Origin of the sequence: Xenorhabdus bharatensis (genome assembly GCF_037996705.1) — a bacterium.
GTDB classification, from domain to species: domain Bacteria; phylum Pseudomonadota; class Gammaproteobacteria; order Enterobacterales; family Enterobacteriaceae; genus Xenorhabdus; species Xenorhabdus bharatensis.
Window position 1 is genome coordinate 14,762 of the sequence record NZ_JBBMXG010000023.1, and the last position, 18,702, is coordinate 33,463.

Consider the following 18,702-nt stretch of genomic DNA (forward strand, 5'->3'; position numbering starts at 1 on the left):
TCCCCCTAGCGTAATTGCTTGTTGCCAACATATGGTTGGAATTGATGTGACATACCCAATGACGGTTCCTGATACGTGCCGAGCAAACCCGGAATTGCGCCTCCGTAGGCGGGGTCATTATTCTGACTCGCAGGTTGTTGTCGCATTTGTAGGCCCATCGGCTGATCGGACTGCGTAAGTTGCCTATGCAGTTCCAGGTATTGTCGTTGAAGTTCCGGGTCATTCCACGGCCCTGGATCTGCTGACATGCCGTCTCGTTGAATTAGCGTACTCAGGCCGCTTAAGTAACGACCTTGCTGAAATTTATTACCCGCATAATCGGCTTCAAAACCGGCTCTTTGACTGCTCAAACGCATGGGATCAAGATACACATTATTCTGGTAACGACGAAAACCATCAGCTAGATTAAGGCCAACCCCTAATGCGTTCGCCAGTCCCGCCCCCATTCCCAGAGAACCAAAGCCCCCCAGTGAACCACCCCAGCTATCGCCTCTTGGTACAAACCCGTAAGCCATATTAACCCCCTAATATTTGCGCAACTCCATCAAACTGATCACTCTGGAATGCGGTCGATGTCGTATCATCGAGTGCCCCGTTTTTCACGGTCTCCTGCATGGTCTGTATCAACGTATCTACCGGTGACGTTTCTTCCGCATCAGTCTTGGATTGCCGCAATAAATACGCGGTCATACGTGGGCTACGGGTATACGTCACTATGGGGATCTCCCCAAAACGTCGGTGCATTTTATTCATACGGCGTCCTCTTTCGTTGCAAGGGATAATGACTCCCCGCCATCATCACAGGCCGACGAACCACAAAAGCCAAAGAGCATCGGTAAAACGACTCCTAGTGCTGTGGCTAACATTTGCATGTCCCCCATATCCGCTTTTGCCGTGGCACGTAAGGACTGCGCAAGAAAACCATAGTTCTGGCCTGCGCCGGCTAAATAGTCCGCAGAAAGCTGTTTGCGGTTTATTACATCCCGCTCGAAAATCGTCGTAGTGCGTTCCAGTACTTCAAATGTACGATCAAAGGCTTTCGTCCGTTCCTCTTCAAATGCCTGTGTCGTTGCCAGTGTTGTCGCTATGATTTCTGCACGTTTAATTCCGGCCCATACATCACAGTTCAGACCGTAATGATAACGATCAGCCGTTTGTTGGGCCTCCACATACGTTTTGTTCGCCAATATTTTGGCATTGGCTCGTGCACGGCGCAGTATGCCCTCATAATCCGCTTGATACCCACACAACGCAAAGGCACATAACGCATCATGTAACTTATCATCACACGGTCGCAACTTATCTGCCCAGGTATTCAGGTCATATCCTTTATCGCGGAAAAGTTTCGTTAAATCTTCCCAATTATTTTCTGCATCTTTTGCTTTGCTAATCAGATCCTTGTTCGTCAGCATTCCCGTCAACGTACCCACGAGCGAACCTATCGCCATCCACTTTCCATCATCGCGGCGAGGGGGACGAGGAACCTGAATAATCGTATTGGTTGAGTTAGCCGTATTATTCGTACCGTCAACCGTATTTTTATCTACCGTGACCTGTTGTACAGACTCCGCTTTCTTGCCAGGATCGGATGCCATGATGCCTCCTAAAGTTCGGTCATGTTTGCCGCTAACGCCAGTTCAGATACAACCGCTGTCGATTTCACTTCAATCTGCCAACGACGTACTAATCCCTGTCCATTAACTCTAAAGGGCTTATCACTCCAAACAGGACGATCTATTCTTATCCGTTCATTTCCCTGTAGAGTTAACGCCACTTTGGGTGCAACAATATACGGGATCGCCTCAGAAGCATCAGGGTACTTCTGCAGAAACTCGCCCGTATCGGCAGGCGTCAATAAACGTTTATATTCTCGCCAAACCAATGTCACCCAATCCATACAGTCATGTGGGATATCTTCCGCGTCACTGTGAACGATACCGACGCCTATTGATTCAGGATTTTTTGCTGAGAAAATGGCCGATGTCCAGGTCGCCTGCATGGCATAATCATTCTGTTCCCAATCAAACACCATTGAACCTAATGCCACGGCCATACTCGTTTCATCACCAAAATATAATGCATGTACCCGATAACTGAGGTACACCAAATCTTTTTCTGCATACGCCTGATCATTTGTTCGCATGGGAAACATAATCGACTGACTCTGCGACTGATCCGTAAACGCAAAAATACGTTGGTCATAAAAACCCAGTACGTAATTCTGTGGTGACATTCTGAGCCACCATTCTTTATCCATCCAGTTTGCGGTTAACAAACCAACACCGGCCCCGGTGACAACCGCGATTCCCTCTTCACTGCAATAATAGACGGACTCCCCCACGCACATCACACCTTTCACACTCAGACAGGGCATTCGCCGGTTAATACGAGTGATCGTTAGTTTATCGGGTAATTCCCCCGCAATCACAAAGGGGACGCCTTTTGTTAATACCACCGCTTGATACGCGCCTGTCTTTGTTCGGAAAGAAACAATACGAACGACCTCATCATCCACAACCAGCGTATTGGCTTCGGGAAACGCATGAGGTTGTTTATGTGCGGAAACATAAATATGGCACCCTGACCAAACCAAAATCGCCCCATAGCCAATATTGGCAACTCCCTCAGCACAGGGCACCGGATACCAGGTTTGTGTCATTAACGGATTGCCCCCGGCGAACAAATCTGGACAAAAGACAAACGCCAGCGTCTTTACCGATTGTTCATCTATCTGTGCCATTTCTGCTTCTTTATCTCCCACCAAAAGCATATACCAGCGGATCATAGTGGCATTAACCGGCGGTTTTTCTGTTGGCACCAACATGACCGATTCTGCATAGGGGACGAGGATCGGTTCTGAATAATCACTTGGCCCGGACTCTTCTTGACACTCTGTCACCCAGGTATAACAAAAGGTCAGTACCTGTGGGGGTAATTCCTGATTCGGACAATCCTGTGCAGGTTCACTTGGCAACCCTTTTTGCCAACAATCATCAGGTACGGGAATATCATCCCGACATTTTTGTCCTGTCAATGTTACTTTAGGTGCCTTGATTGGACGGGGTATACCTAATGCCACCGGCCCCGCTTTGTCTGTTATCCATGCATAACCGCTTCGCCACACCTGGTTGTCTTTGACAAAAAGAAAGGATTGTGGCCCTGCAATATGAATGGGATCTTCGGCAATGGGGGTCACTTGTTCGAAACCGAGCCATGCTCCCCCAATTTTATATAGTGCTTTTACTTCACCACTCATCGGTTTTCCATTGATATCCACCGCATTATAGAGGGGACGTGGTGCACGTAAGGGAACAATCGCGCCTGAATGAAGTAAACAATTTTCAGCAAAAGCGGCAAACCCCGACCCCAGTTTATCTGATCGGATTTTAGGAATGACCCCCTGAAATTTATTAATTCTCATTGGTGACTCCACAGGGCTTACGGACTAATTCTTTGATACCCGCACAATCAATAGACACTGTGTCTGTCTCACAATCATAAACAAGCGGGTACGCATAATTCGGGCGTGATTCCCGTGCAATCGCCCGAATAGCATCTACGGAGCACGCGGTATACACGATCCGGCTTCCGACCGGGAAACACCCCTGACGATTTTGAAAACGGGATATGGTTAACGTATCTCCGTTTCGGCCTGTCACAATCACTTCCTCACACCCCGGATCACACGGTGGACTAATCAGTGCATGAAACATCTGGCCTGCCTGCATTTCAGGAAAATGCCGTCCTTGTCCACTACGGAGTTTAACGTTTCCCGATTGACAAAAAGATTCGCCCAACGTACCACTCCCCAACAGATCACACGGCAGTGCAAGATACTTATTCGGACATGACGGCATCGTGACTCCTAACTGGTCTGCTGTTTCACTAATTCAAGAATACCTGTATCTGTCCAGACAAACGTAATACAGTCCCCGGCACAATAAGGCATCTTTCCTCCCTCAATACCCCGTTCAACCGCGATAGTATCCGGGTACGGTTTTTCATCGTAATTTGTCGTATGATGATATTTTACGACTTCCGCACGACCGGGGCCTTTCAGAATTAAATACGTATGATTTCCAACCCCAACAGCATCAAGGTCACGTGCATGACCATTAGCAATATTCAGAGTATTCTCTGATGCCGTAATATATTGATCGAGTGTCCCTGAAAACGTCACGATTGCCCGGAACATGGCTTCGCCTCCCCATCGATGTGCGTAATGTGTCCTGCTGCGTCTACTGTAATAATGGTGTCACAAGACAACGCATAACAGCCGGGTGTTATACATCCTCCAATTCCTTTATCGGTACACTGTGCGATCATTTCGCAAAGCTGGGCCGGATTCCAGTCAAAATAAAGACAAGTGCCCGCAGGCCAGGATTGTGCAACCGTACTGTCAGTGCCTCGTTCTACATGCAGTTTATTGCCTGACGCCCCATTCACCAGCACTACCTCACGCTTACTGCCTATTCCTTTCATGGTCAAATAATAATGAGTGCCCGCAGCTGGCGTCATGGCACCGGCTAATCCCAATGCCACCATGAGAAATTGATCTGATGGCCCAATATTCATAGACAGTGTAGTACTTAAGGCGTACTTCGTTTTATCGATCATGGCAATCTCCACAGGCGATAACCGGTGTGGTATCTTCCGGCCATACTTCTAAATCCGGCACACAACACTGTGTCTCATATTGGTTACACTCACTGGTGCATTCCTGCATCACCGCCGTTGTCGCATTCACGTTGGCGGTCATAAACGGTTTATAAAAATAAAGCCGTTTATTGACCGCAACATGATTTACGATCAATTCACTTTCATAATATCCAGGGGGCGCTTTTAGGAATAGGTCGGGCCAGCGGAAGCGAACTTCTCCTTTCGGTGTGACCGAAATAGCACACATCGCCCACTGCCACTGACAATGGCTTATCCGGCGCAAACGCATAATCATCGACTGGCGCACCCAAACGTCATTACGTTCCTGCGTATAAAAACGAAAATCAAAGAGCCGTTCTATTTCACCCGATTGAATACGTATTGCCTGACGCGCACTGAATGTATAACAGGATTCGGGTTTACATATTTGTTCAGGACAGACTGGCCCCGTAGATTCACATCCCGGATCATAAATGGGTAAAACACAGGGATCACAATCGATACCACACGCACTGTCCAAATGTGTTCCTGTCCGATTAATCGTATACGATTTCATAGCAATCTCCTGGCGGACGCTCTGGTACGTCGCCGCACCTTTCCTGAGTGCATTTTGGGACGGGAATTAGAAAAATTCATGATCCGGGAGGCTTTCGTATCTGCAATCGCATCATGAAACTGACGGGCAGCAAGCTGTGCCACGGCATAATCGACCATTTGTGACCCATACATACTGTGTAAATATTGCCTGGCACCGTCCAATATCGGCATACGAAAACGTGTTAAAAACTCCGCCGGGATTTGGCAATTATCAATACCGGTTATCGCCCAGGCATAATGCACTAAAACACAGGCTCCCTCATGATAATCATCAAATAATCGCACCACATTGTACTGACCGTCACGCGCCCAATGTGTCGTTGATTCACCATTGATCGAAACGCTAATAATGCTACTGATAAACTGCTCTGTTGGGATATCCAGCCAATACTCACGAATTCCGGTCTGATAAGGTATTTGTAGCGTGTCCGTGAAAATTCCCGTTTCGAGCATGAACGTTTTCATGGATTCCACTAAAGCCAGTTGCGCCTGTGCAGGGCCAACGCTTCGACACATTAACTGCAGCGGTGCAACTAAATCACTGACGACTGCCATTGGTTACCCCCAATAATAAGAGCGCATTCTGCCAGTGTACGTGTCCTTTTTCCGAATAGACTGTTGACGTTTTGTCGTAAGAATACGCATAAAACATCATAATCTCTTCCAGTGCAGGAAGCAGATCATCGGTCAGTGGGATATTCTCATCTTTAGTCACGGTCGGGATCTGGATACAAAGTCCCCGCACTTTATAGTGTTCATGTGGGTTAACCGGATGGGCTTCATATTCGCCATCGGCACGATTCACTAAATATAATGGGCCGCCTTGTCCATTACATAACACCATATCCCATGCAGAAGGTGTCTCTTCCATCGAAGCTAGATATCGAATGCGTCTTCCTGCGCGGTTCGTCAGCGTATAGGGTGGCAAAAAAGCCGTGCATGATGTATGTAATAAACCATCGGCAGGCAAGTCATACATGACCATTGCACCAAATTGGCGTGGATGATACCGCCCGATAACCCGTAGACTGTAGTTAACGGCCATAAGCAGATCCACGTCTTGCCAATGCGTGTAGGCATATCCCGGCTCTTGGTCTTCAAGGCGACGGGATACACGTTCAATCACGCTATTCGTTGTCGCCATAATCACTCCGAAAACTAAAAAACATCTTTTGACATGTCGTTGAGATCTTGTATTACAACAGCATCATTTCCCATACGGGTTTCATCATAGAATGCAGACACGACTTCATTGCCGTTGCGGAATCCATGCGTTGGCAGCACAGGTTCGACGAAAAGGCGTGCCCCTTGTACGGTTTCATGGAATCGGCGCTGCTGTATTTTTTCTTGATTAATCCGTAGTGCTTCCTGTAAATCGTCATGCGTATAGATATACGTAATATCCGGTACATTCGCTAAGATCACGCGATCAATGGGACTTTCTGCATCAAAAGGCATGATATGACCATACGCATCAATAATGGCTAGCGGCGTTGCCCCCGGTGATACGGGAGGTTTCATGCGATCACGAAGCGCTGTCACATTCTTATCATTTCCACGAATCTGTAATAATTGATTCGGGTTATGACGTGCCTGTAATGCCGTGCCCCCTCGCTGAAAATGGACTCGCTTACGCGGTGCTTTGGATTCAGTTAGTGTATCCTCTGGTATCTCATGAGACACAATATCCAAGCCTTCATTGGCTTTTTGCTGTCGAGTGTGGGGTGTTTCATAGGCTAACATTTTCGGTGATTCACTAACTTTCTGCCGTCGGGTACGTTGTGTGATTTTTTCTGCCATGATCCGCTCCTGAAAATGAGGGGGAGTCTCATTCTCCCCTTCTGATACACCTTAATTAAGTGGCTGGCACTCTGGGTCGGGAAAAATGGTTTCACAAGGCGTCGGTGCACAGTTACACGGATGCTCATCAAAATATTCTGTGATATCCGCATAAATGCCTACACAAGCATCAAACGGTACATCCTCATGCGATGAATTTTGTGCCGCTTTAAAGGTATTGACCAGATAACCATTCGTGGTCGTCAGTAAGGGAACGGGTAAACCACTCCCTGTCCCGTCTGCAGAAGCGCCTCGCGGAACCTGTATTGTTACCGTTTGTGACGGGACGGTGAGCAGGCCCGTAACCTTCTTATCATCTGATGTGGTGAAATTATCTACCTGAATTGTTTGTGCTGGAATAACCACATCAACGGGTGTCGTATTGGCAGTATCCAGTTTTATTGACATCTCATTAGGTAATTTCGTTCGTGGTGCTGGCAAGTTACTGGTCGTTGGCACGAATCCCAGATAAAACCCCGGTTTTGCTAAATCGACCGTTAACTGCTTACCTTCACCATCGACTACATTTATTTTATCTGCGCCCGTGACTTTTCCTGTTTTCCCATCATACACAGACAGTTCCACAAACGGCGTTAATGTACCTGCTCCCACCCGTTTTACGTGATAGACAATGGCATTAATTAGCCAGCCCGTTCCCAGTAGATGGGTGGCAATTTCAGCACCATCGGGCATTTTAAAGTCCGTTTTCTCGCTCAGTTCTGGTACTTCATATGCCCCGGTATAGGCAAAATCTTGGGTATCAATATGGTTTTCTAGCTGATGATTTCGTTTCTTTTGATGACCTGCCGGTTGGACGGGCAAAACATCATTGAATGTTGAAAACAGCGTATCATCAATCCGGCGAAGAACGTTGCCCCCGTCGAATAAGCCAAAGCGTTTCGCTGACATATTGCCTCCTTATTTCTTCAGGGTAGCGTACATTACGGCCATAGCTTCAGGTCGCATGAGTTTAAATCCATAAACCTGTAATCCCTGCCAATAGGTCGCAAAATCGGTGGCATCCGAATCGACCACACGGTTGTAATTGATTTGCGTGATCATCAAAATGGCATCTTTACGACCAAACAGTAAGGTATAACATCGGTCTCCCGTATCAGGATCGATATAGGTGGGGGCTTCATGGGTAAACACAAATGTGTATCCCACCATATCAACCCAAACTTCCCCATTCATTAAGACAATCGATTTCGCCTGACCGGATTTTGATGCATCGTACAAAACAGAATCAGGGCGATACATCATTGGTTGTAGCGCATACGGTGTAATAATAATAAAAGGGCCACTAACTCCTTGTTCTGCCAGTACCGCACGACCATTGGCAAGTTGTTCACCGATGTTCGTGGGTGATAAAACGACGGGGTGACCGAGTGTTCCTAAGTTATACTGCCCTGTACGCACACCTGCGCATTGTCCCTTATTAAAAGGGGAAACCTGCCAGGGCGTCTGAATGAGAATTTCGCGGGATATCGACAAGTCCATTTTGTTCGCTGCGTCGTCTTTCCAGGAATTAACCCACGTATTAATATTCTCGATCTGTCGCGTATCAATGTAATTGACTTTCAGTGACCAATATTTTGCCCGATCAATCGTCATACGGAAGATATCTGTCGCTAACTTACTGTGTGTTAGCGGCTGATTCTTCTGATAATCGAAGATTTCCGCCTCTGGCTCACGGCGTAATATAACTTCATTACCCGTGGTACTGATTTCTTTCGGAATATCCGCAGCCTGACTCGTCGTGATTTGTGCGGTTATGCCTTTCATTTTAAATCGTGCAATCAGCGCCTTTCCGATAATCGGATTCGTCAAGAAACTGTAATTCGGGTATCCTGACGCGGCTGGCACTACCCCCATCTGTCGCATATGAACTCCTCAGTTTATGCTATGCCATTAATCAACAACACGCCCTTGCAGCATTGCCAACTGGAACTGATCTTCTATCTTCTGATAGCGTTCCGCATCCATTTGACCGGACATAAATGCTGCGTAAGCCTTATCGTATTCGCGCTGACTCAACACCTGTTTGCGTTGAACAGGCGGTGTGTTCCCCAGCGCGCTGCCCTGATAATTGACCGGCTGATGGGATTGCCCTTGACTGTTCTGATTGAGACCACTACGGAATGTCTGTAATAAATTGATCAATCGTTGTGCATCACCCTGTTTCCATGCCATATCCACGAGTTTTCCATAAGAGTAACCTCCGGCAGCTTCTGAATTACGAAATGCCGTAAAGGCGGGGTGCGCCGTTAAGGTCTCTACATCAGGCACCTGAGAACGAATGATAATGTTCATTTCCTGTTCCGGTGTCATACCTTGTGAGGCCGGGTTACTCTGTGATGCTTTCAGTTGATTAAATTCACTTTTCAACCGAAATTGTTCCTGCGCGATACGCTGTAAATTTGGTGCCATACTCTTAAGGATCTTTTGGGTCTGTTCTGCAGCTTGTTTTCGAATATATTGTGCAGAGTCACCGTAGGTTTTTTCATCTTCGGCAGAAATTTTAATATCATCAAGATTGACCTGCGGGATCAGTGACTGCAAAAATTGCTCTTGTTCTTTTTGTTGTTGTTCGGCCAGTTGCTGCTGTCTGACCTGTAAATCCTGCTGTTGCTGATGTTGCAGACGTTGATTCTCCAGCTGTAGACGTTGTGCTTCAAACAGCTGTTGTTGTTGTTGATTGTGTTGCATCTGCGCTAACAACGCACTTAAATTCGGGTCGGTAATAACACCAGGTGTATTCGATTGTCCTGATGGTGACGCGCCTGCAGTAGATGACAAGCCTTTAATATTACCCTGATCATCAAAAAGACTGATAACATCATACTCATTCTGACTTTGGGTATTCTGTTGTTCGGGTGACTGTCCCTGAAAGCCGTTCTGTGCGGGTAGCGACGCTGAGGGTGTCCATGTCGGTATATTCTCCTGTGCCGCAGGAGACTGTCCCCATACCGGCTGATTTGTATCATCATTAAATAAACCTGGCATAATGGCACCTTAACTGTCTAAGTCGTTTAATATCTCTTTCAGGACAGCAACGCGTCCTCGGTTAAAATCGTTCGCATCGGTATTTTCATACGCTTCACGGGCATCCTGTAATGCCTGTTGCAGACATTTTATAAACTGCTGAAAACCTTTATTCTGTTTTAACACGGTTATCGGTACTTCACGATTACTGATCATAATGTTCCTCTTACCGTCACGATATAATCCACCACGAGTAGGTTTAAATCCACATCCTGCTGTTGGTCTAAGGCAAACGCATAAGTACCCGGTAACGTACTGACAAATTGCGGGCTATTTGTCGAGATTTTAAACTGCTTACTATCAACATTAAATGGTTGAAAATCAATGTCTTTTACCGTATCGCTCTTTTTAGGAGCATAATAGACCAGATAACCGTGTGTGGGATTATTGGTCTGCGCCACACTGGCGATCAAAGTCTGGGGTTTATTATTCTCACCAATGGTGAGGACTTTTGCATAGCTTTTTGCCATTACAGCTTCTCCATTGGGGTTATAAAGAGCACTTGCAATACTGTTTTATATGCCTGCAATAATCGTCTACGTTCTTCCGTTGCTGGATAGGCTTCGTACTGTTCACGGGCCTGCGTTAATTGTGCTTCTAAGAACCAGCGTATATGCCGTCCAATGACATGATTACGTAATCTGTTAATTCCTCGATACTGTTCATCGGTAATCATAGTGTCTCCTGTGAAATTGCGCGATACACTATTAAGGATTCCCGATGTTCTTCCGCCAGTTCCCCTCGCTGTTCCAACTCGGCATAATTTTCCGGTATTTCTAGACGTTCCCGAAGCAAGTCGTAAATTGCTTCGGCTTCGGGCATACTCCGAAAGGTCGCAATGGCTTCCTGTAATTCATTCATGGTTTCCCCAAAATAATGTTTGAAATCAGGTTCCTCGGTTTATTGTCACTGTCATATACCACACCCGTTAACACACCATTTAACTTTAAGGCGGCTTCCATATTCTGGTCTATATATTCATAACCCGGCAGGTCACCAAAACTGTCGGTGTAATTTCTCACCGAAAGCTGAGACATGCCTGAACTTTCCCCTACTAAATCCCCCGGAAAGTCGGTGCCTTTTGGATCTTGCGTTAAATTGGCATAAGAGCAGGCAATAAAGGTCTGTTGTGCCCCCTCAAATACCGAATCTTTTCCGGTGATGCCCCACCAGGATTCTTTCGGATAAACGGGTTTTCCGTTCTGCTGCGGCCAACCACCGGCGGGTTCCTGCAATGCGGCAACGGGGGCATATTTGTTTTGGAATATACAGCCATAATACATAACCTTGCCATCACTCATACCGTATACCCCATAACTATCCCACCGCGCCCAGGCGGAGGTATAATCTTTATCTGCATTAGGCGTACCCGGTTCATTCGCCGCTTCACACATAAACTGTAATCCCGTACAAACTAATTGTCCCCCTCCTTGTGGTGAACAAGTTTCTATGTCATAAACGTGTATAGCCGTATTATAAACCACATTGTAATAAATCTTTGGCCGTGTAAAACCACTGTGCGACCACCACTGATATGATGGTCTTTGCGGTGTCACTGTAGGTTTTTTATTACCGTCAATTAATGGGTCACCATACGCTTGAATATTTCTGACAGCACCGTTTGTCACGTTAAAACCCGTCCAGATATAATCCCCACCACAACGCAAATTGATGGTATTACTTTCATCCTGCCGGACACGACTGAGCGCCTCTTTTAATGTTTTCAATGGCTCTTTGAGTTTACCGCTATTCTTATCATCTCCCGCGACTGAATCCACGTATAAATTCGTGACATCGACAGTAGCTTGTACGCCAGAATACAATCCGTTATTGCGACTAGTCAGTAAATTACCCTTATCGGGTGAAATTTTAACTCCTAATGGATCGGAAGCTATCCCTGAACCAGTTAAGCTACTATTTACACTGACTTTGATTTTATTGTTCAGACTATTAATCAGCGTTGTCATGACACCCTGATTTGCGACAAATGCGTCAATAACTTTTTGTAAATCGAGATCCAGACAATTCCCTTCTGTCCCGTCACCGGTGATAAAACCTGTACTTGCAACACACACTTTAACTTTATTGATTAAGGCTTTCTTTATATCATCCATCGATAATGTAATGGCATCACACTGGTTATCAATCTTGATATGCAATCCTTTATCATCCATTGTGATGGAATCAATCACTTTCCAGCAGACACGAGTAAAATCAATATTCAAAGGAATATCATCACCGTTTCCTGTCAGCGGGCTATCCCGGTCAATCTTGACCCGTCGTAAGGCCGCCGCGAGCACTTTAATGACTTTCCCGTTTCCCAAGACTAATTCGATATCGCCATTTGCATCAATATTGCCACTGCTTACCGTCGCATCATCCAGTAATTGACCTAAATTGGCGGTGACTTTACTGCCGTCACCTAGCGTCAGTTCAAGACTGTTATCCTTCGTTAAGACTGCACTTTTGAGCGTCTTTTCGGCAACCGCTTGCGTCACCGCTTTTGTGAGATCGACCGTTAACTGTTTACCGTCTTTCAGTGTCAGCGTTATGGCCATACCATTCGTCGTTAAACTCTGCGGTATAATGGAGACGAGATTCACTTCATGGGTTTTACCCGCCTGATCCACTAACGTGATACGTTCACCGTCAAATGACAAGACTTCAATACCCGGAATAGTAATATCGCCCTTCTGAATAGCCTCTTGCGCCAATGTATTCAGTTCATCACATTTTATAATATGGGTTGCTGGCGCGAGGACATTTCCCTGACAATCGACGAGACCTGCCTGTATTTCATTACAGATTATCTTCTGATTAATGACCGACTGAATATAATTACTGATCTGTTCAAACGTTAATATAGGGGAACAACAATTAGACATTTCTTTCTCCTAACATTTCGCGTTGTTATACAACATAGCCCAGACATGTTCCGTCGTTGCAGGTTCTATCACCACTGTTACATGGCCTGCCGGTGTTTTTTCAATATGAAAGCCACACGGATCTGCACCATATGCGATCCCGACAGGGATATCTATGATATATTCGCCCGGTGGGATCATCATTCCACTGCCACGCCAGTGTTCCAGAATGGCGTTATAATCTGTTTCACAACCTATCTGACATGCCAGTATTCTCTGCACACGCAAAATTATCGCGGATTCACAAAATGGAATATCCTCACAAACCAAATGAATCTGACTCATCGTATTCACAATAAAACGGTATTCCGACAAGCCATTTGGTTTATCATCCGTATCACTGGGTGTCCCTGAATACTTCATATTTCTGAGCTGAGTGACCTGACAGCAGGCGTTTTTACTCTTTGCAGGAGGCTCACACACTTCGGGTTCAAAAAATGTTGTGATTGAAAAATCAAAGTATTGGCATTTTACCTGCGCCATACTATCCCCCTAACGAATGATTCATTTGATTAATCGTTTGGATGGCTTGTGCACTCCGACCATCCAGAGGTTGTGTATAGTCACTATTATTCATTGTGGGTGCACCCTCTATTGTCCCGCTTTGGCCTGCTCCCACATTGTCTTTCATTCCTGTCAGTGAGGCGATAATGCCTTGATCCTGATTCATCGCATCTTGTAACGCGATATTGGGTAAGCCTTTTGTATCCACTCCCATCTGTGATAATAGCTGTTCCAAAATACGCATAATAAATGCCGGAGGGATTTCGAATCCTCTTGCAAACGGTGCAAGCGACTGCAAGACCCAGGTGAGATTACCTTGTTGTTTTTCCTTTTCTTGCATCCCACGGACACCACTGGCCCTGACATTCACATCTCCTTTCAGAGAAGGATTCGGATTAAACTGTAATTCAATATCTACAAAGCGTTGTATTATCGGTTCAATCACATGATTTTCCGCATACAGTAAGGGTTGTTTAATCGCCTTGCTAGCCTGATTTAACATCATGGAGACTCCCCCTGATGTGCGGCCAATCGTTGCAGCTCCTTGTGTTTGTCCAAATGCCAGTCGGGGTATCCCAATTAATTCATAGGCAGACGCATGGGCTTTATCAAAAATACTCCACAGTTCCCCGGCAAGACTGGGGATCGTATAAAAGCGATAAGCAGGGGCATTCTGATTGAACGAGTCTTGTTTAACGGGCGTAATCTTACGCGGGTAAATTTCAGTCGGATCGCCCTCGCCTTTCACACGGGCCGTATCCACTTCACCTAACGGGCCAGCGGAAAAATCCATATTATTCACGAGTGCTCGCCCTGCCGTCGTACATTGGATCTGAACATCTTCAATCGTTTCAGGAATACTGCTTCCCCAGAGTTCACCCGGCAAATGATAAAATGCGGCAGTATAAAATGGCCGGCGCCCCAACGGATCGGGATTTAAAACACATTTGATAATTGTACCGGCTAATACCCAAATTTCCGATTCATAGAGTCGATATTCATTACTGATATCCACACCATACTCTTTTAATTTCGCGCCTTGTATTCGGCCATAATGGATCAACACATCATAGATACCAATCCACGATAAATCAGAAACACTGCCAATCCCAGAGTCACCTAACGCATCCGGCTCTATTTCGCTGCCTGTGGCCTCATAAGGTAAAATGTACTTTTCATGATCCTGCAATACATAAAATATCGATTCTGCATCAAAACTGACGGTGCCGGACATATCGAGAAGTTCACTCGACGTAAGTCGCTGGCGTTCTATAACGTACTCACAAGACTGTAAATCTTTGGCATTCGGGGACGGAAAAATATTAAAAGGTGAAATATTATATACGCGATGAACCATCTGATCCTGGTAGACCATTGCCATACCGTCCCATACTTTCATCTTCCGTGTTTCATAAACAGGGCCTTTTAAAATGGCTAACGGATATGCAACATAGTTATACAACCACTGACTGAATTCTGTTTTAAAATTCGCCAATTTCAGCTTTTGTAAAACAACCGGATAAAGATTATTCGCCGCCGTTTTCGCCGCGTCGTTATAAAACGTCAGTGCCGTTTGCGTCATATTCTTTAACAGGTTCGTAAATAACGATTCGTCGCCTCCCGTCATTTCAATGATATGCTGGATATTGGTTTCGATAGCGTTTATTAATTCCTCCTGAACAGGCGCAGGCAATTGAGCAACGGGATCGGTTTCTAAAACAAAAGGCTGTTCGAGAATAGGATCAAGTACCTCCTCAACCTGCGCATGAACATTTCGGGTGATTGGGCCGGTAATATTCATAGCGACTTCAATCTCATCGTCCTCTGGATCTACCGGCACCGAATCAATTTGTCCTTTCATCAGGTCAAGGCAACGCTGACAACGGCGATGCGCATCACTGTTTGAGGATGCTGCTTGTGTATACCGCGCAACGATCAAATTCCCCAGTGTTGCATTCATCTTTTCCTTACTGCGTGACAGCTTTGCCATGATGTTTAAACCCTGAATTTTTTACTACGAGCAGGACAACCCGTTTTACGATTACCACAACGAGCGTAATACATATTACCTCCTACCTTAAACGTGATGTTAAGTGTGGCGCATTTATCAGAATGAAGTTATAGACAACCGCCATATCGGGTTCTTTCGTTGCAAGAAAGTAATTCTTCACAATGGTCGAGGCCGATCCAAAAAGTAAATCCCATACGGTTGTTATATGCGTTTCTATGGGAATCAACGTCTGACAAAGCGCAGTAACAGCTTCGGGTAGCTCTGTCCCATTATTCGGGCTTCCCTCAATAGTATCGCACATTTGCAGCAGATCATTAACATTTGATTGAATTCTGTTCAGCAGAACACGCGTTCCATCAATATCTAACCCCTTAATCATGCTCTTTTCCTCCGCACAAAATGATGCCGAGTGCGTGGTTTTACCCGTTCATCCGGTGCATTGTCACTGCGACCATTTACCACATCATAGCCCAGACATAAGTACTGTAGTGCGTCCATCAGATCCGACACCCAACCAATATGGGATTTTGTGGGTGTCTCCATGACGGCATCTGTCTTACCCTTAATGTTTTCATAAATATACTTATCATCGATGGCCTTAATCGTCATGACACAGTTATCACATATTTGCAGCATAGGTGCCCCCTCACTGTCTAATGTCCGTAAACGGCGACTGACCGCTTCAATACGTGGTTCCATTTTATTCCGGGTATCCCACGGAACTGAGATGGGAATTTTTCGCTGTCGCAATACACCGAAGGGTGACAGTTCTACGGCTTGTCCCTTATCGGCCCCGGCTGGATCACCCCAAGCGCCCGCAATAACATTACGAGAGTATTTCTGCAGGAGTACAGGGCGGCAATAACCATCAAATAACGTGGATACAGCCATTGCCTCGCCCATGACTTCATCGGTGATCACAATCCGTCCCGTCTTCGTTCCAATTCCGATTAGCATGACTGGCGTGCGTCCAAAGTCAAAAGCGAGATAAACCGGAGCACCATCAGGAATACGAACACTATTACGAGAAATAACATGAAGAGGAACGCGAAATTCAGGAAAAACTACCTTACCGGTTTTCAGTGGTGAAAACTGCCCTTCGACATAAGCTCTAATATAATCATCTGAATTTCCCAACATCTTATAATAATAATTATAACCATCAGCCAGATTATGAATATTTTCTGCTTTCGGATTCGGTATCCAATCACCACCCGGATCTTTCGGTCGCATTAATGCAGGAGGTTGTTTGAACAGTTCAAAATACTCACGACCAATTTCGTGCTCTATTTTTTTCCAAATAGTTTTTTTTTGTAATGACCAGGTATAAACCCAATGACTTTCTTTGGGGCCGTTTGTGGTAAATAACATGCCCGTCCAGGTAGGTGTGCCACGGACAGCTGATGGATAACGTCCAATACGTGTTGAAATAATTTCGACAATTTCTTCGGGTATTTCTGAGGCTTCATCAATCATGACGCCCGTCATTTCTGCCCCCAGCGCATCCCCTAATGCGGCTTCACTGTCCATTGCGGCAAACTGCCATTCACTGTGAATATGTGTCCCATCCGGTAAATCCATCTGCCAGGTCGCCAGAATGTTGGGACTTTCCACCACATGACAGTAATTCATGAGGCCCCCCATTGCCAGTTTAAACGTTTCTAATGTGTTACGTTTTAACTGTTTGTTTGTATTGCGAATTACAACCCATCGTGTATACCGAGTACGGTCGGCATTGGCGGCTAACTGTATTAAAGAACGGATAATCAAATCTTTAAAGGCATAGGTGGTTTTTGCTGATCCCGCAGGGCCAATCACTCCCCGGATATAAGCACTACTTCGGTGCATCTGTAATAGAGTTTGATGTTTATCGAAACTTAAGTCTACTTCCAGTCGCGCCATTAATCCGCCTCCATATCAATCACAACTCCCTGTTCCGATACGGCTTTTAACTTAGGTGAAAATGGACTCTGATCACCAAAATTAAACACAATATTCGCTGCAGAACCGGGACTTATCATATCGCCTTTTTCATTACGCGGTATCGCATCAGCAATCTGTGCCATTGCGGTAAAGGCCCGTACACGATCCGAATCTCTTGTGTCCTTATTCATCACTAAATCGTGTATAGCATCGAGTTGGGCGTCCACCATTAATTTTGCTCTGGCACGCAACATGCCATTAACATCCTTCTCCATGTCTTTTCGGAACGTTTTAACCAATAAAGCAAAATCGTCCTCTTTCAGTTTTAAAAGGACATCATCATCAGACAGGCTATACGCTTTACAAATAAGACTAATTTTATTATCACCAAAATAAGCGATATCTCGCGCCAATGTCACATCTGTCGCCAGCATCGTCTGCAGCTCACTGCGCAATCGGTCATGAATAACCTGGCTTGACCTTTCACTGTCAGGAAATTTTCGCTCATCAGACCAGAATTTTGATGTCTCGTCCCAGGGTTTTTCCGCTAATTGACTAATTACCGAAAGCGGATCATGCTGTTCTTCATCAAATAACGAAAAAGGAAAATCATCTGGCCCCAGCATAAGATGTAGTGGCTTGTCACCAAACATACGCGATTCCTCAGAGGTCATATGTCCTATCCTAACGGTACTATTATTAAATCAGCACAAAATTTTCCACGTTATACCCGATTTGGCGATGGCTGCATTTTTGCCCCCGGCTGTTCCTTTTCTAATCCTTGTTATTTTGGTAAAGGTTGTCTCTTTCAAAAAGGCTGTGCTCTCAATTTTATCCCTGATAATAAGCCTCATCCTCCCCATCAAACGGGTGAAGGTAATGTGTTTGCTGAGAACTGTACCCTTATGTATGTTATTGTGGGTGCTGCCAATGTAATACGCAACCCGGCCACATACCAACCTGTCTCACAAGGCGTTGGTACCATCATTGGTGATGGACATAATGTTAATAATTCCTGTCAAATATCCAGTACTATTCCGTACACAAAAGGACAGGTTATTTCTGATTGTCATGTGAGCCAGAATTGGAAACAAGCCTCACAACCCGATGGCTTTACTCACGATACCGCTAAAGTCAAAGACACCTCCTGGGGGATAACATGATTCAATTAAAAGACAGTGAAGCTCTTTCTGTTCGAGT

General features: G+C 45.5%; 25 protein-coding genes. 1 reads left to right on the forward strand and 24 read right to left on the reverse strand.

Going from position 1 to position 18,702, the window contains the following annotated elements:
- Window positions 1-5 precede the first annotated feature (5 nt).
- The 24 genes from AAC855_RS17945 to AAC855_RS18060 form a co-directional block, all read right to left on the reverse strand.
- Entirely contained in the window at window positions 6-515 is a 510-nt protein-coding gene (locus AAC855_RS17945; RefSeq protein ID WP_340611395.1) for a hypothetical protein, read from the reverse strand.
- 1 nt (window position 516) lies between these two features.
- Window positions 517-753, reverse strand: coding sequence for a hypothetical protein (locus AAC855_RS17950; protein WP_340611397.1), 237 nt, complete (start codon window positions 751-753; stop codon window positions 517-519).
- A complete protein-coding gene (locus tag AAC855_RS17955) occupies window positions 750-1,595 on the reverse strand; it encodes a hypothetical protein (RefSeq protein WP_340611398.1) in 846 nt (281 codons plus the stop codon). The genes AAC855_RS17950 and AAC855_RS17955 overlap by 4 nt, the downstream gene beginning before the upstream one ends.
- A gap of 8 nt (window positions 1,596-1,603) precedes the next feature.
- Window positions 1,604-3,421, reverse strand: coding sequence for a hypothetical protein (locus tag AAC855_RS17960; RefSeq protein ID WP_340611399.1), 1,818 nt, complete (start codon window positions 3,419-3,421; stop codon window positions 1,604-1,606).
- Window positions 3,411-3,857, reverse strand: a complete 447-nt coding sequence (locus tag AAC855_RS17965; protein ID WP_340611400.1) for a hypothetical protein — start codon at window positions 3,855-3,857, stop codon at window positions 3,411-3,413. Before AAC855_RS17965 ends, AAC855_RS17960 begins: the two co-directional genes overlap by 11 nt.
- An 8-nt stretch (window positions 3,858-3,865) precedes the next feature.
- Window positions 3,866-4,195, reverse strand: a complete 330-nt coding sequence (locus AAC855_RS17970) for a hypothetical protein (protein ID WP_340611401.1) — start codon at window positions 4,193-4,195, stop codon at window positions 3,866-3,868.
- Window positions 4,177-4,617 carry a hypothetical protein gene (locus AAC855_RS17975; RefSeq protein WP_340611402.1) on the reverse strand — a complete coding sequence of 147 codons (441 nt, stop codon included), beginning with the start codon at window positions 4,615-4,617 and terminating at the stop codon, window positions 4,177-4,179. Before AAC855_RS17975 ends, AAC855_RS17970 begins: the two co-directional genes overlap by 19 nt.
- Window positions 4,607-5,215 carry a hypothetical protein gene (locus tag AAC855_RS17980; RefSeq protein WP_340611403.1) on the reverse strand — a complete coding sequence of 203 codons (609 nt, stop codon included), beginning with the start codon at window positions 5,213-5,215 and terminating at the stop codon, window positions 4,607-4,609. The genes AAC855_RS17975 and AAC855_RS17980 overlap by 11 nt, the downstream gene beginning before the upstream one ends.
- Entirely contained in the window at window positions 5,212-5,811 is a 600-nt protein-coding gene (locus tag AAC855_RS17985; RefSeq protein WP_340611404.1) for a hypothetical protein, read from the reverse strand. Before AAC855_RS17985 ends, AAC855_RS17980 begins: the two co-directional genes overlap by 4 nt.
- Window positions 5,795-6,400, reverse strand: coding sequence for a hypothetical protein (locus AAC855_RS17990; protein ID WP_340611405.1), 606 nt, complete (start codon window positions 6,398-6,400; stop codon window positions 5,795-5,797). The genes AAC855_RS17985 and AAC855_RS17990 overlap by 17 nt, the downstream gene beginning before the upstream one ends.
- A 14-nt stretch (window positions 6,401-6,414) precedes the next feature.
- Window positions 6,415-7,056 carry a hypothetical protein gene (locus AAC855_RS17995; RefSeq protein WP_340611406.1) on the reverse strand — a complete coding sequence of 214 codons (642 nt, stop codon included), beginning with the start codon at window positions 7,054-7,056 and terminating at the stop codon, window positions 6,415-6,417.
- Between the two features lie 51 nt (window positions 7,057-7,107).
- Window positions 7,108-8,004: a hypothetical protein gene (locus AAC855_RS18000; RefSeq protein ID WP_340611407.1), complete on the reverse strand. Its 897-nt coding sequence runs from the start codon at window positions 8,002-8,004 to the stop codon at window positions 7,108-7,110.
- Between the two features lie 9 nt (window positions 8,005-8,013).
- Window positions 8,014-8,979, reverse strand: a complete 966-nt coding sequence (locus tag AAC855_RS18005) for a hypothetical protein (RefSeq protein ID WP_340611408.1) — start codon at window positions 8,977-8,979, stop codon at window positions 8,014-8,016.
- Window positions 8,980-9,006: 27 nt separating this feature from the next.
- Window positions 9,007-10,101: a hypothetical protein gene (locus AAC855_RS18010; RefSeq protein WP_340611409.1), complete on the reverse strand. Its 1,095-nt coding sequence runs from the start codon at window positions 10,099-10,101 to the stop codon at window positions 9,007-9,009.
- Between the two features lie 9 nt (window positions 10,102-10,110).
- Window positions 10,111-10,296: a hypothetical protein gene (locus AAC855_RS18015; protein WP_099122709.1), complete on the reverse strand. Its 186-nt coding sequence runs from the start codon at window positions 10,294-10,296 to the stop codon at window positions 10,111-10,113.
- Window positions 10,293-10,610, reverse strand: a complete 318-nt coding sequence (locus AAC855_RS18020) for a hypothetical protein (protein ID WP_099122708.1) — start codon at window positions 10,608-10,610, stop codon at window positions 10,293-10,295. The genes AAC855_RS18015 and AAC855_RS18020 overlap by 4 nt, the downstream gene beginning before the upstream one ends.
- Window positions 10,610-10,816 (reverse strand): hypothetical protein, encoded by a 207-nt coding sequence (locus tag AAC855_RS18025; RefSeq protein ID WP_340611410.1) that lies wholly within the window; start codon window positions 10,814-10,816, stop codon window positions 10,610-10,612. The genes AAC855_RS18020 and AAC855_RS18025 overlap by 1 nt, the downstream gene beginning before the upstream one ends.
- Entirely contained in the window at window positions 10,813-11,001 is a 189-nt protein-coding gene (locus AAC855_RS18030) for a hypothetical protein (RefSeq protein WP_340611412.1), read from the reverse strand. Before AAC855_RS18030 ends, AAC855_RS18025 begins: the two co-directional genes overlap by 4 nt.
- Window positions 10,998-13,025 carry a hypothetical protein gene (locus AAC855_RS18035; protein ID WP_340611414.1) on the reverse strand — a complete coding sequence of 676 codons (2,028 nt, stop codon included), beginning with the start codon at window positions 13,023-13,025 and terminating at the stop codon, window positions 10,998-11,000. The genes AAC855_RS18030 and AAC855_RS18035 overlap by 4 nt, the downstream gene beginning before the upstream one ends.
- A 9-nt stretch (window positions 13,026-13,034) precedes the next feature.
- The gene (locus AAC855_RS18040) at window positions 13,035-13,547 is read right to left on the reverse strand and encodes a hypothetical protein (protein ID WP_340611416.1); all 513 of its coding nucleotides are present in this window, start codon (window positions 13,545-13,547) and stop codon (window positions 13,035-13,037) included.
- Between the two features lies 1 nt (window position 13,548).
- On the reverse strand, window positions 13,549-15,558 hold the full coding sequence (locus AAC855_RS18045) for a hypothetical protein (RefSeq protein ID WP_340611417.1): 2,010 nt from the start codon (window positions 15,556-15,558) through the stop codon (window positions 13,549-13,551).
- A gap of 82 nt (window positions 15,559-15,640) precedes the next feature.
- The gene (locus AAC855_RS18050) at window positions 15,641-15,958 is read right to left on the reverse strand and encodes a hypothetical protein (protein ID WP_099122702.1); all 318 of its coding nucleotides are present in this window, start codon (window positions 15,956-15,958) and stop codon (window positions 15,641-15,643) included.
- Entirely contained in the window at window positions 15,955-17,481 is a 1,527-nt protein-coding gene (locus tag AAC855_RS18055; RefSeq protein ID WP_340611419.1) for a hypothetical protein, read from the reverse strand. The genes AAC855_RS18050 and AAC855_RS18055 overlap by 4 nt, the downstream gene beginning before the upstream one ends.
- Window positions 17,481-18,176 (reverse strand): hypothetical protein, encoded by a 696-nt coding sequence (locus AAC855_RS18060; RefSeq protein ID WP_099122700.1) that lies wholly within the window; start codon window positions 18,174-18,176, stop codon window positions 17,481-17,483. Before AAC855_RS18060 ends, AAC855_RS18055 begins: the two co-directional genes overlap by 1 nt.
- Between AAC855_RS18060 and AAC855_RS18065 the strand changes: the two genes are divergently transcribed.
- A complete protein-coding gene (locus AAC855_RS18065) occupies window positions 18,177-18,665 on the forward strand; it encodes an LbetaH domain-containing protein (protein WP_340611420.1) in 489 nt (162 codons plus the stop codon).
- The last annotated feature ends 37 nt before the right edge of the window (window positions 18,666-18,702 follow it).